Below are 12,620 nucleotides of genomic sequence, written 5' to 3'. Positions count from 1 at the left end.
GGTAAGTCACCGTGGACGTGAGGAGTGAGGCACATGAGCGCCCTGCTGGCCCCGGCGGTCCGGCGCGTCGCGATCATCGGAGGCACGCGCATCCCGTTCGCCCGCTCCGACGGCCCCTACGCCACCGCCTCCAACCAGGACATGCTCACCGCCGCGCTCGACGGCCTGGTCGAGCGGTACGGCCTCGAAGCGCCGGGAGCCGTCGGCGAGTTCGTCGCCGGAGCCGTCCTCAAGCACAGCCGCGACTTCAACCTCGCCCGTGAGACCGTCCTCGGCTCACGGCTCGACCCGCGCACCCCCGCGTACGACATCCAGCAGGCGTGCGGCACGGGACTGCAGGCCGTCGTCGCCGCCGCCAACAAGATCGCGCTCGGGCAGACCGAGGCGGCCGTCGCGGGCGGCGCCGACACGGCGAGCGACGCGCCCCTCGGGGTCAACGACCGGCTGCGCCGCCTCCTCCTGGAGGCCCGCCGGGCCCGGTCCCTCGGCGGCCGGGTCAAGGCCCTGGCCAAGGTGCGGCCCTCCCATCTCGTCCCCGACATCCCGCGCAACGCCGAGCCCCGCACCGGCCTGTCCATGGGCGAGCACGCCGCCGTCACCGCCCGCGCCTGGGGCATCACCCGCGAGGCCCAGGACGAGCTGGCGGCGACGAGCCACCAGCGGCTGGCAGCCGCCTACGAGCGGGGCTTCTTCCAGGACCTCGTGGTGCCCTTCCGGGGGCTCGACCGCGACCAGAACCTGCGCCCCGGCTCCACCCCGGAGAAACTCGCCGCGCTGAAGCCGGTGTTCGGCCTGGACGCGCCCGGCCCCACGATGACGGCGGGCAACTCGACGCCGCTGACCGACGGGGCCGCCGTCGTGCTGCTCGCGAGCGAGGAGTGGGCCGCCGCCCGGGGCCTGGAGCCGCTGGCGTACCTCACCGCCTACGAGACGGCCGCCGTGGACTTCCCGCACGGCGACGTGGCGGACGGCGAGGACGGGCTGCTCATGGCACCGGCGTACGCCGTCCCGCGCATGCTGGAGCGGGCCGGGCTCGGCCTCGGCGACTTCGACCTCGTCGAGGTGCACGAGGCGTTCGCCTCCCAGGTGCTGGCCACGCTCGCGGCGTGGGAGAAGCGGGGCCTCGACCCCGTGGACCGCGCCCGGCTGAACGTCGCCGGCTCCTCTCTGGCCACCGGTCACCCCTTCGCGGCCACCGGCGCGCGGATCGTGGCGACGCTGGCCGCGCTGCTGGCCGAGCGCGGCGGCCCGGGCCGGGGGCTGATCTCGGTGTGCGCCGCGGGCGGGCAGGGCGTGACGGCGGTCCTGGAGCGAAGCTGAGGACCCCTCACATAACCCGCGAGGTTGCACATACCCGTCCCCGGACCGCCGCCGAACCCGCACAACGTCCCCACGACCGCGCCGTACGATCGCGTGCCTAACCAGCGGTAACCCGCTTCCGCAGGCCTCGGCAGGTGAACACCACGGTGCGCGAGGCACGTACCTCATGCCGCAAGCGTTTTCCCGCTGCACGCCCGCAGGAGCCGCCCCGTGTCCACCCCGCTTCCCTCCTTCGCCCCTTCGGCCGCCTTCGACGACGCGCCGGGCCCGGCCCTGGTGCGCCCGGAGACCCGGCGGCTGAACGGCGCCGTCCGGGAGGCGTACGTGCCGCCGTTCGCCCCGCCCGTCACCCATGGTTCGCTGGCCGACCTGCCCTTCGACAACGCCGAGGCGGTGCCGGACGCGGTGGTCCTCAGCCGCCGGGACGCCGACGGGCACTGGACGGACGTGACGGCCGCGGAGTTCGCCGGGCAGGTGCAGGCCGTCGCGAAGGGGCTGATCGGCGAGGGCCTGATGCCCGGCGACCGCATCGCCGTCATGGCCCGCACCCGCTACGAGTGGACCCTCCTCGACTTCGCCGCCTGGGCCGCCGGACTGGTGGTGGTCCCCATCTACCCCACCTCCTCCGCCTTCCAGACCCGCTGGATCCTCCAGGACTCCGGTGCCGTCGCCCTGATCACCGAGACCGTCGCCCAGGCGAACGCCCTCGGCCCCGAACTGGACCGCGTCCCCGACCTGCGCAGCCTGTGGGTGATGGACAAGGGGCACATGGACCGGCTGGCGGAGGCCGGTCAGGAGCAGCCCGACGGGGAGGTGGCCGTCCGGCGCGGCATGCTGGTGCCCGACACCCTGGCCACCCTCATCTACACCTCGGGCACCACCGGCCGGCCCAAGGGATGCGCGCTGACCCACGGCAACTTCTTCGCCGAGGTCGACAACGCCGTCGAACTCCTCTACCCGATCTTCAAGGCGCGGACCAGCGAAGAGGCGTCGGTGCTGCTGTTCCTGCCCCTGTCCCACGTGTTCGGGCGGATGGTGGAGGTGGCCTGTGTGCGCGCCCGGGTGCGGCTGGGCCACGCGCCGAGCCTGAAGGCCGAGGACCTGCTGCTGGACCTCGCCGCGTTCCGGCCGACCTGTCTGCTGACCATCCCGTACATGTTGGAGAAGATCTACAACTCCGCCCGCGCCAAGGCCGAGTCGGGCGGCCGGGCGTCCACCTTCGACCGGGCCGCGGGGGTCGCCGAGCGCTACGGCGAGGCGCTGGAGGCCCGCCAGTCCGGCACCGGCCCGGGCCCGGGGACCGCGCTCAAGGCGGCCCGCGCCCTGTACGACCCGCTCGTCTACCGGCGGCTGCGCAACGCGATGGGCGGCCGGGTGAAGTACGCGATCTGCGGCGGCTCCCCGCTGGGCCGCCGGCTCGCGGCGTTCTACGCGGGCGCGGGCATCGAGGTCTACGAGGGCTACGGGCTCACCGAGACGACCGGCGCGGCCACCGTGACACCGCCCCTCAAGCCACGCCTCGGCACGGTCGGCTGGCCGCTGCCCGGCACCCGGGTCCGGATCGCGGCGGACGGCGAGGTCCTGCTCTCCGGCGACCACGTGCTGCGCGGCTACTGGGACCCGGCGGCGGGCGGCGTGGTCCCCGCGGCCGCCGACGGCTGGCTGGCCACCGGGGACATCGGCGCCCTGGACGACGAGGGCTATCTGACGATCACCGGCCGCAAGAAGGAACTGCTCATCACCGCGGGCGGCAAGAGCGTCGCCCCGGCCCCGCTGGAGAACTGGCTGCGCGCGCACCCCCTGATCTCGCAGTGCCTGGTCGTCGGCGACCGCCGCCCCTACGTCGCCGCGCTGATCACCCTCGACATGGACGGTGTCAGCCACTGGCGCCGGATGAACGGCCGGCACCCGGTCCCCGCCGAACTCCTCCTGGACGACCCGGAGCTGCGGCACATCCTGCAGCGCGCCGTGGACGAGGCGAACAAGCTGGTGTCCCGGCCCGAGTCGATCCGCCGCTTCGCCGTGCTGCCGGTGGACTTCACCGAGACGCACGGGCACCTCACCCCGTCGATGAAGCTCCGCCGGGACGCGGTCATGCGCGACTTCGCGGCCGACGTGGAGGCCCTGTACGCGGGCTGACCCCGCACCACCGCTCGCCCCACCCCTCCCGCGGTGGCCACGGCCATCCGGACCCCCCACACTCCCCCCGCTCGGAAGGCAGCAGTGAACGCTCGCACCCCCCACCACCCCGCCCTGCGCCGGGCCCGTACGGCCGCCGTCGCGACCGCCGCGGCGCTGTCCCTCGCCGCCTGCGGTGTCGTCGACGGCATCGCGGGCGCCGACGGCTCCGAGGAGCCCGACAAGGGCGACGACGTCACCGTCGGACTGCTCCTGCCCGACACGGCCACCGCGCGGTTCGAACGGTTCGACCACCCGCTGATCAAGAAGGAGGTCGCCTCCCTCACCCACGGCAAGGGCAAGGTCGTCTACGCCAACGCCGCGTCCAGCACCGAGAAGCAGAGCCGCCAGTTCCAGCGGCTGATCGAGGACCGGGTGGACGTGATCCTCGTGGACGCCGTCGACTCCAAGGCCATCGGGCCCGACGTACGCCGGGCCAAGGACGCCGGCATCCCCGTCATCGCCTACGACCGCCTGGCCGAGGGCCCCGTGGACGCCTATGTCTCCCACGACAACGAACTCGTCGGCGAGGTGCAGGCCCGCTCCCTCGTCCAGCGCCTCGGCTCCAAGGCCCTGACCAGCAAGGTCGTCATGATGCACGGCGACCCCGCCGACCCGAACACGGCCCGCTTCAAGCGGGGCGCGGTCACCGAGCTGCGGGGCGACGTGAACATCGTCAAGGAGTACGACACGCGCAAGTGGTCGCCCGAGGCGGCCAAGGCCAACATGCGCAAGGCCATCGCGGCCGTCGGCGTGAACGGCATCGCCGCGGTCTACTCGGCCAACGACGGCATGGCGGGCGCCGCCATCGACGCGCTCAAGGAGGCCGGTGCCCGCCAGGTGCCGCCGGTGACCGGGCAGGACGCGAACCTGGACGCCATCCAGCGGATCGTCGCGGGGGAGCAGTACATGACGGTGTACAAGCCGTTCGAGCTGGAGGCGACCACCGCCGCCCGCATGGCCGTCTACAAGGTGCAGGGCCGTGGCGTCGCCTTCGACGCCCTGGCCCAGGACGTGGTCGACAGTCCCACCCGCGAGGACATCCCGGCGGCGCTGCTCACAGTGGTCGCGGTCACCCGCAAGAACATCGACGACACGGTCGTCCGGGACGGCGTCTACACCGTCGACCAGATCTGCACCCCGCGGTACGCGGCCGACTGCGCCGCGATCGGCCTCGGCTGACGGGAGCCGCACGGCACGGGCCCCGCTGTCAGGCGGTGTCCCTGCGGGCGAGCAGGAAGGCCTGCGGGACCGTCTCGTCGAGGGCGGGGTCCGGCTCCCGGACCGTGCGGGAGTGCGGGGCGAACCCGGCCCGCGTCAGCAGCGCGGCCATGTCGTCCGGGCGGCGGCGCAGGAAGGTCAGCGCGACCGGGTGCCCGAACGGCCGGTCGTGGTGCCGGTGTTCGTCCCCGGCCTGGAAGGCGACCAGCAGGGGAGCCCCCGGCGCCAGCACCCGGTGGAACTCGGCGAAGAGCGCCGGCAGCCGGTCCTGCGGGAGGTGGATGGAGGAGTAGAAGGACACGGCACCGGACAGCGCCCCGTCCGGCAGGTCCAGCTCCAGCATCGAGCCCCGCTCGAACCGCAGCCCGGGGTTCTCCCGGCGGGCGATCGCGAGCATCGACTCCGACAGGTCGACACCGAAGACGTCCAGGCCCAGCGCGGCGAGGCGGGCCGTCGTCCGGCCGGGCCCGCAGCCCAGGTCGGCCACCGGCCCGGCGCCGTCCACGAGTTCGGCGAACACCCGGAGCACGGCCCGCTCCACGGGCCGTCGCGCCATCTCGTCCTCGAACAGCTTGGCGTAGTCCTCGGCGATGGCGTCGTAGAAGGTACGGGTGGCGGTCAGGAAGTCGGCGTCGGTCATGGGCCGCGACCTTAGCGCCGACCGGCCCCGCGGGGCGCTCTATTCGGGCTCCCGCCCCTTGCCGTCCGCACCGGTCCGGCCGGCGCCGCGTGCGCCGCCCAGGGCCGCGCCGGCCGCCACGCCCACTCCCATGCCCAGGCCGAGCCCGAGCGCCAGGTTGCCGAACACCGTCGTCCCGAGCACGACGCCGAGCGCCAGCCCCAGGGAGATCCCGAGCGACACACCGGTCGCCAGGCCCGTGTCCCGCTCCGGGCCGCCGCCGTTCTCACCGCTTGTCATCCGGCGATCCTCCCACGCGGCCCGCTCACGCCACCCCCGCCGCCCGCAGCAGCGCGGCCGATCCCGCCGCCGCCAGCACCACGACCGGGAACGGGGCGCCCCGCCATGCCAGGACACCGCCCACCAGCACCCCCGCCGGGCGCGCCCAGCCGGCGAACCCACCGCCCTCCGTCAGCGCCCCCGTGGCCAGCAGGGCCACGAGCAGCACCACCGCACCGGCCGCCAGCGACTCCCGCACCCGCGTGGGCAGCGCGACCCGGCCGTGCAGCGCCGGGCCCACCAGCCGGAAGGCGTACGTCCCGGCCGCGAGCACCAGGATCACGGCGACCGTCGCCGTCGTCGAGGTCATGCCGCACCGCCGTTGTGGCGGTGGACCACCAGGCCCGCGAGCGCCAGCAGCACGGGCACGCCCGCCGGGACGGCCGGGGTGACGGCCAGGGCGAGCGCGGCGCCGAGCAGCGCGGCCCGGCGGACGGAGCGGTCCGTGCGCAGGGCGGGCAGCACCAGCGCCACGAGCACCGCGGGGAAGGCGGCGTCGAGTCCGTACGTCGCCGTGTCGCCCAGCGCGGTGCCGGCGAGGGCCCCGGCCAGGACACCGGTGTTCCAGGCGGCGAACAGGCCGAGGCCGTTCACCCAGAACGCGGCCCGGCGGCGAGCCGGGTCCGGCTGGGCCAGCGTGAACGCCACCGTCTCGTCGGTGACCAGATGCGCCCCGGCCAGCCGGGCGAACCGGCCCGGGCCGAGGACGTCCGCCACGGCGAGGCTGAAGGCGGCGGTACGGGTGTTGAGGATCAGCCCGGTGGCCACCGCGGCGAGCGGCCCGCCCCCGGCCAGCAGCAGCCCGACGGCGCTGAACTGCGCCGAGCCGGCGTACACGACGAGCGACATGGCCACCGGCACCCAGAGCGGCAGCCCCCCGGCCACGGCGATCGCGCCGAAGGACACGCCGACGACCCCGCTCGCCAGCCACACGAGGGCGCTGTCGCGCACCAGGGGTGCCATCATCGGTGTTCGGAGCAGCGAACGCATGTTTCCCAGAATGAACAGGCGGCCGCCGTTCGTCAAGGCGAACGGGTGGACCGGCAGAGCGAACGACTGGAAGTGAGCCGATGGGTGAGCCCCTGACGTGGATCGCCGCCTCCCTGCGCCGCGAGCGCGCCCGCGCCGGGCTGTCCCTGTCCGAGCTGGCCAAACGGGCCGGCATCGCGAAGTCCACGCTCTCGCAGCTGGAGAGCGGCGGCGGGAACCCGAGCGTCGAGACGCTCTGGGCGCTCGGCGTGGCGCTCGGGGTGCCGTTCAGCACGCTGGTGGAGCCGCCGGCCCCCGCGGTCCAGGTGATCCGGGCGGGCGAGGGGCCCGCGGTGGCGTCCGAGCGCGCCGACTACGTGGCCACCCTGCTCTCCGCGAGTCCGCCGGGCGCCCGGCGGGACATCTACCACCTGCGCGCGGAGCCGGGCGCGGCCCGTGAGTCCGAGCCGCACATCCCGGGCACCGTGGAGCACCTGATCGTCGGGGCGGGCCGGGTGAAGGCGGGGCCGCGCGGCGAGGAGGCCGAGCTGGGGGCCGGGGACTACATGACGTACCGGGGGGACGTGCCGCACGCGTACGAGGCGCTGGAGCCGGGGACGTTCTTCGTCCTCGTCATGCAGCACGTGTAGGGACGCCCGGCGAAAGGCAGGAGCCCCGCCGCCTTGCGGCGCGGGGCTCCTTGGGTACTGCACTCAGTTCCGGATCAAAGCACCAGGCTCCGAGGACCGAATCAGACGGGGGTGACGTTCTCCGCCTGCGGGCCCTTCGGGCCCTGGGTCACGTCGAAGGAGACCTGCTGGTTCTCCTCCAGCGAGCGGAAGCCGCTCGCGTTGATCGCGGAGTAGTGAACGAAGACGTCGGGGCCGCCGCCTTCCTGGGCGATGAAGCCAAAGCCCTTTTCGGCGTTGAACCACTTCACGGTTCCGGTAGCCATAAGCCCTCCTTGGGCCCAAAGGGTTGCCCTGCTCCAGAACCCTGCAAGTGTGAAAACAAAGTGCCGCACAACTGCATACGTCTGAAAACGACGAGAGCCCGCGGTTACATGCTCCGCAGGCTCTGTACTGCAAGGGAAACCAAACTGCAACTTGCGGCGAGCCTAGCACGCAGGCAGCCGAAAGCAATAGAGGTCAAGATCACTTCACTCGGACGTTTGAAGATCCGTGTCAGTGGTTGACCTAAGCCGATGACCTGTAGGTCACGACCCTGAAGGCTGAACGGTACTCCATGGGGTCTAGTCTCGCGATGTGGACAATTCTCGCACCCGGCCCCGCGTGGGCCACATCCAGTTCCTCAACTGCCTGCCCCTGTACTGGGGGCTCGCGAGAACCGGCACGCTCCTCGACTTCGAGCTGACGAAGGACACCCCGGAGAAGCTCAGCGAGCAGCTGGTGCGCGGCGATCTCGACATCGGCCCGATCACCCTCGTCGAGTTCCTGCGCAACGCCGACGACCTGGTCGCCTTCCCCGACATCGCCGTCGGGTGCGACGGACCGGTGATGTCGTGCGTGATCGTCTCGCAGGTCCCCCTCGACCAGCTGGACGGCGCCCGCGTCGCCCTCGGCTCGACCTCACGCACCTCGGTCCGGCTCGCCCAGCTGCTGCTCGCCGAGCGGTACGGCGTGCGTCCCGCCTACTACACCTGCCCGCCCGACCTCAGCGTGATGATGCAGGAGGCGGAGGCGGCGGTCCTCATCGGCGACGCGGCGCTGCGGGCCAACCTGCTCGACGGCCCGCGCTACGGGCTCCAGGTGCACGACCTGGGCGCGCTCTGGAAGGAGTGGACCGGCCTGCCCTTCGTCTTCGCCGTGTGGGCGGCGCGCCGCGACTATCTGGAGCGGGAGCCGGACATCACCCGCAAGGTCCACGAGGCCTTCCTCGCCTCGCGCAACCTCTCCCTCGAGGAGGTCGGCAAGGTCGCGGAACAGGCCGCGCGCTGGGAGGCCTTCGACGAGAAGGTCCTGGAGCGGTACTTCACGACCCTCGACTTCCGTTTCGGCGGCCCGCAGCTGGAGGCGGTCGCGGAGTTCGCCCGCCGCGTCGGACCGACCACGGGATTTCCCGCGGACGTGAAGGTCGATCTGCTCCATCCGTGAACGCCCGGCCGCCGAGGCCGGCACCCGCGATGCGTCACGGTGAGGGCTTGCCCGCGGTCCTCCGCACGTCCGGAGGGCCGCGGAGGGCGTTTCCAGGCTCCGACCTTCACCCATCGGGCGCGCGCCCATCGGACTGAAAGATCGGCGGCGGCGGTTCCGGCCCGCGACGCGGACCGCGGACCCGATCCGCACTAATCTGCTCGAAGTCCGCGGGGGCGCTGGGCCGTACGGGGGAGAGGTGGACGCCGATGCAGCCACTCGGCATGGACGAGCCCACGGCCGTGGGGCCGTACCGGCTCCTCGGCCGGCTCGGGTCCGGCGGGATGGGCCGGGTCTACCTGGGCCGCAGCTCCGGGGGCCGCACGGTCGCCGTCAAGATCGTGCACCCGCACCTCGCGCTGGACGAGGAGTTCCGCACCCGCTTCCGGCGCGAGGTCGAGGCGGCCCGGCGGGTGGGCGGCGCGTGGACGGCGCCCGTGCTGGACGCCGACCCGGAGGCCCCGGTGCCCTGGGTGGCCACCGGGTACGCGGCCGGCCCGTCGCTGTCGGGTGCCGTCGCCGACTCGGGCGCCCTGCCCGCGCCGTCCGTACGGGCCCTGGGCGCCGGACTCGCGGAGGCGCTGGCCGCCGTGCACGACCTGGGCCTGGTGCACCGGGACGTGAAGCCGTCGAACGTCCTGCTCACCCTGGACGGCCCCCTGCTGATCGACTTCGGCATCGCACGGGCCCTGGACGGCACCGCCTCCCTCACCTCCAGCGGCGTCTCCATCGGCTCGCCCGGCTACATGGCGCCCGAGCAGATCCTGGGCAAGGGCGTCACGGGCGCGGCCGACGTCTTCTCGCTGGGCGCCGTGCTCGCCTACGCGGCGGCCGGCGAGCCGCCGTTCTCCGGGGACACCTCGGCGGCCCTGCTCTACAAGGTCGTCCACGAGGAACCCGAACTCGACGCCCTGGACGACACGTTGCGCGAGCTGGTCGCCCAGTGCCTCGCCAAGGAGCCGGGGGCGCGGCCCACCCCGGGCGAGCTGGCCGCGCGGCTGGCGCCCGAGGGCGCGGCCCGGCTGGTGGCGGGCGGCTGGCTGCCCGGCCCGCTGGTCGAGCAGGTCAGCCGGGGCGCCGTACGGCTGCTGAACCTGGAGGCCGGTGAGGACGCCCCGTCCGGACCCGTGGAGTTCAGCCGGCCGGTCACCGTCGGCGCGTTCGGTCCCGCCCCGGTGATGCCCGCCCCGGTGCCCGCGCCCCGGGACGCGGTGCCTGCGCCCGGTGGCTCCACCGAGACGTCCCCGCCCGGCGGGCCGGGGGTGACCGTCGCGGCGCGCGGGCGCCGGGTGAGCTGCACGGTGACCCTGGCCGTCGCCGGCGCCCTCGCCGCCGTCACGCTCGGCACCGTCGTCGTCCTCGACGGGATGCCGGGCCGGGGTACGGACGACCCGGACACGAGCGCGGGCTCCGACGCCGCCTCGTCCCGGGCGCCGGGCAGGGCGGAGGGCTCCGTCCCCGCCCGCTACCTCGGCACCTGGGAGGGGAAGGCCACGGCCGTGGGTGGCTCCCTGCCCGCCGGCACCTTCCGGCTCACCGTGCACGAGGCCGAGGTCGGCGGGGAGGTGGGCAGGCTGCGCCAGACCGACCTGCTCGGCGGGGTCTGCAACGACGTCCTCACCCTGAAGGAGGTGACGGCGAAACAGCTCGTCGTCACGTCCGTGGGCGCGAAGGGCAACCACGCCGGCTGCAACCCGGAGCCGCACACCGTCCGCATCACACCCGACGGCGACGACCTCGTCTACCACTCGGAGAGCTCGGCGGAGGGCGAGCCCGAGGCCCGTCTGTCCAAGACCGGCGAGGGGAGCGGCTGATGGAGGTGGGCACCCCGGTCGTCGTCGCCGTGGCCGCGCTGTGGGGGGCGTTCGCCGGGGCCCTGCTGCCCCGCGCCGCCTACCGTTTCTCCGCGCCCGACGAGGAGCCGTGGCGGGCGCACTGCCCGGACGGCCACCCGGTGCTGGGATGGCTCGGGCCGGCCGGCTGCCGGCAGTGCGGGTCCCGTACCCGGTACGGCCCCGGCGCCACCGTGCCCGTCCTCGTCACCGCCGCCGTCTGCGCCGCCCTCGCCGCCGCCACCGGCACCCGGCCCGAGCTGGGCGCCTGGCTGCTGCTGGCGCCCGCCGGCGTCCTCCTGACGCTCGTCGACCTGCGGGTGCGCCGCCTCCCCGACCCGCTCACCCTCCCCCTCGCGGGCGGCGCGCTCGCCCTGCTGGGCCTGGTCGCCGCCCTCCCCGAACACGCCGGGCACTGGCCCACCGCCGTGGCCGCGTCCCTCGCGCTCGGCGCCTTCTACTACGGCCTGCATCTGCTCAACCCCGACGGCATGGGCTTCGGCGACGTGAAACTGGCGCTCGGCGCGGGCGCGGTCCTCGGCTGGTACGGCTGGCCGACCGTCATGCTCGGCACCTTCGCCGGGTTCCTCTCCGGAGCGCTGTACGGCTGGGGCCTGGTCGCGCTGCGCCGCGCCGGCCGCACCTCGGCGATCCCCTTCGGCCCGTTCCTGCTCGGCGGGGCGCTGGCAGGGGTGCTGATCGGGGCGTACGCGGCCTGACGTCGGCCGTGCCGGGCCCCTGGCGTACGCTGGTCCGATCTGCCCGACCTTGACGAAAGGGACGCCCCCGGTGACCGAGAAGGCCGACCTCCAGTCCGTCCTCGACCGTGCCGCAGCGGGCGGGCGGATCACTCCGCAGGAAGCGCTCGACCTCTACCGCGACGCCCCGCTGCACGCGCTCGGCTCCGCCGCCGACGCCGTGCGCCGCCGCCGCTACGCGGGTACCGAGCACATCGCGACGTACATCATCGAGCGGAACATCAACTACACGAACGTGTGCGTCACGGCGTGCAAGTTCTGCGCCTTCTACGCCCCGCCGAAGGACACCGCCAAGGGCTGGACCCGCGACCTCGACGACATCCTGCGCCGCTGCGCCGAGACCGTCGAACTCGGCGGCACCCAGATCATGTTCCAGGGCGGCCACCACCCGGACTACGGCGTCGAGTACTACGAGAAGCACTTCGCGGCCATCAAGAAGGAGTTCCCGCAGCTCGTCATCCACAGTCTGGGGGCGAGCGAGGTCGAGCACATGGCCCGCATCTCCAAGGTGAGCGTGGAGGAGGCCATCCGGCGCATCCACGCGGCCGGCCTCGACTCCTTCGCCGGCGCCGGCGCCGAGCTGCTCCCCGAGCGCCCTCGCAAGGCCATCGCGCCGCTGAAGGAGTCCGGCGAGCGCTGGCTGGAGATCATGGAGACCGCCCACAACCTGGGCGTGGAGTCCACCTCCACCATGCTGATGGGCACCGGTGAGACCAACGCCGAGCGGATCGAGCACCTGCGGATGATCCGTGACGTGCAGGACCGCACGGGCGGCTTCCGGGCCTTCATCCCGTACCTGTACCAGCCCATGAACAACCACCTGAAGGGCCGCACGCAGGCCACGATCTTCGAGTACCTGCGGATGATCGCGATCTCCCGGCTGTTCATGGACAACATCGCCCACATCCAGGGCTCCTGGCTGACCACCGGCCAGGACGCGGGTCAGCTGACGCTGCACTACGGCGCGGACGACCTGGGCTCGGTCATGCTGGAGGAGAACGTCGTCTCGGCGGCCGGTGCCAAGCACCGCTCCAACCTCCAGGAGATGATCGACATGATCCGCTCCGCGGGACGGGTCCCGGCCCAGCGCTCGACGACGTACGAGCACCTCGTCGTGCACGACGACCCGGCGAACGACCCCGTCGACAGCCGCGTCATGTCCCACATCTCCTCGACGGCGATCGAGGGCGGCACGGCCCACCCCGAGTTGAAGATCCTCGCCTCCAACTGA

At 73.6% G+C, this 12,620-nt stretch carries 13 protein-coding genes; 8 read left to right on the top strand and 5 right to left on the bottom strand.

Features of this window, described 5'->3' with window-relative positions:
• Positions 1–33 precede the first annotated feature (33 nt).
• From ACFV46_RS04000 to ACFV46_RS03990, 3 genes are all read left to right on the top strand, one after another.
• Positions 34–1,320, top strand: a complete 1,287-nt coding sequence (locus ACFV46_RS04000; RefSeq protein ID WP_385496930.1) for an acetyl-CoA C-acetyltransferase — start codon at positions 34–36, stop codon at positions 1,318–1,320.
• Between the two features lie 210 nt (positions 1,321–1,530).
• Entirely contained in the window at positions 1,531–3,459 is a 1,929-nt protein-coding gene (locus tag ACFV46_RS03995; protein WP_385496928.1) for an AMP-dependent synthetase/ligase, read from the top strand.
• An 84-nt stretch (positions 3,460–3,543) separates the two neighbouring features.
• A complete protein-coding gene (locus tag ACFV46_RS03990) occupies positions 3,544–4,680 on the top strand; it encodes a sugar ABC transporter substrate-binding protein (protein ID WP_385496927.1) in 1,137 nt (378 codons plus the stop codon).
• A 28-nt stretch (positions 4,681–4,708) separates the two neighbouring features.
• Here the strand turns inward: ACFV46_RS03990 and ACFV46_RS03985 are convergent, their stop codons facing one another.
• Genes ACFV46_RS03985 through ACFV46_RS03970 form a run of 4 tightly spaced genes read right to left on the bottom strand, consistent with a single transcriptional unit; the run spans position 4,709 to position 6,667 of the window.
• Positions 4,709–5,359: a methyltransferase domain-containing protein gene (locus ACFV46_RS03985; RefSeq protein WP_361925502.1), complete on the bottom strand. Its 651-nt coding sequence runs from the start codon at positions 5,357–5,359 to the stop codon at positions 4,709–4,711.
• A gap of 39 nt (positions 5,360–5,398) precedes the next feature.
• Entirely contained in the window at positions 5,399–5,638 is a 240-nt protein-coding gene (locus ACFV46_RS03980) for a hypothetical protein (protein WP_385496926.1), read from the bottom strand.
• A 25-nt stretch (positions 5,639–5,663) separates the two neighbouring features.
• Positions 5,664–5,987 (bottom strand): AzlD domain-containing protein, encoded by a 324-nt coding sequence (locus ACFV46_RS03975; protein ID WP_385496925.1) that lies wholly within the window; start codon positions 5,985–5,987, stop codon positions 5,664–5,666.
• On the bottom strand, positions 5,984–6,667 hold the full coding sequence (locus ACFV46_RS03970; RefSeq protein WP_385496923.1) for an AzlC family ABC transporter permease: 684 nt from the start codon (positions 6,665–6,667) through the stop codon (positions 5,984–5,986). The genes ACFV46_RS03975 and ACFV46_RS03970 overlap by 4 nt, the downstream gene beginning before the upstream one ends.
• An 80-nt stretch (positions 6,668–6,747) precedes the next feature.
• Between ACFV46_RS03970 and ACFV46_RS03965 the strand changes: the two genes are divergently transcribed.
• Positions 6,748–7,296, top strand: coding sequence for a helix-turn-helix domain-containing protein (locus ACFV46_RS03965; protein ID WP_376728931.1), 549 nt, complete (start codon positions 6,748–6,750; stop codon positions 7,294–7,296).
• 101 nt (positions 7,297–7,397) lie between these two features.
• On the opposite strand, the gene ACFV46_RS03960 is transcribed toward ACFV46_RS03965, so the two are convergent.
• Complete coding sequence (locus tag ACFV46_RS03960; RefSeq protein WP_003992177.1) at positions 7,398–7,601, bottom strand: cold-shock protein; 204 nt, start codon at positions 7,599–7,601, stop codon at positions 7,398–7,400.
• A 310-nt stretch (positions 7,602–7,911) separates the two neighbouring features.
• On the opposite strand from ACFV46_RS03960, the gene ACFV46_RS03955 reads away from it, so the two are divergent.
• The 4 genes from ACFV46_RS03955 (at position 7,912) to mqnC (ending at position 12,620) form a co-directional block, all read left to right on the top strand.
• On the top strand, positions 7,912–8,760 hold the full coding sequence (locus ACFV46_RS03955; protein ID WP_151785329.1) for a menaquinone biosynthetic enzyme MqnA/MqnD family protein: 849 nt from the start codon (positions 7,912–7,914) through the stop codon (positions 8,758–8,760).
• Between the two features lie 248 nt (positions 8,761–9,008).
• On the top strand, positions 9,009–10,613 hold the full coding sequence (locus tag ACFV46_RS03950; RefSeq protein WP_385496922.1) for a serine/threonine-protein kinase: 1,605 nt from the start codon (positions 9,009–9,011) through the stop codon (positions 10,611–10,613).
• The gene (locus ACFV46_RS03945; protein ID WP_385496921.1) at positions 10,613–11,350 is read left to right on the top strand and encodes a prepilin peptidase; all 738 of its coding nucleotides are present in this window, start codon (positions 10,613–10,615) and stop codon (positions 11,348–11,350) included. Before ACFV46_RS03950 ends, ACFV46_RS03945 begins: the two co-directional genes overlap by 1 nt.
• A 70-nt stretch (positions 11,351–11,420) precedes the next feature.
• A complete protein-coding gene (mqnC, locus tag ACFV46_RS03940; RefSeq protein WP_385496920.1) occupies positions 11,421–12,620 on the top strand; it encodes a cyclic dehypoxanthinyl futalosine synthase in 1,200 nt (399 codons plus the stop codon).

Origin of the sequence: Streptomyces sp. NPDC059852 (assembly GCF_042731455.1) — a bacterium.
In the GTDB taxonomy this organism is placed as follows: Bacteria; Actinomycetota; Actinomycetes; order Streptomycetales; family Streptomycetaceae; genus Streptomyces.
This window is presented reverse-complemented; position numbering and strand designations above follow the sequence as displayed.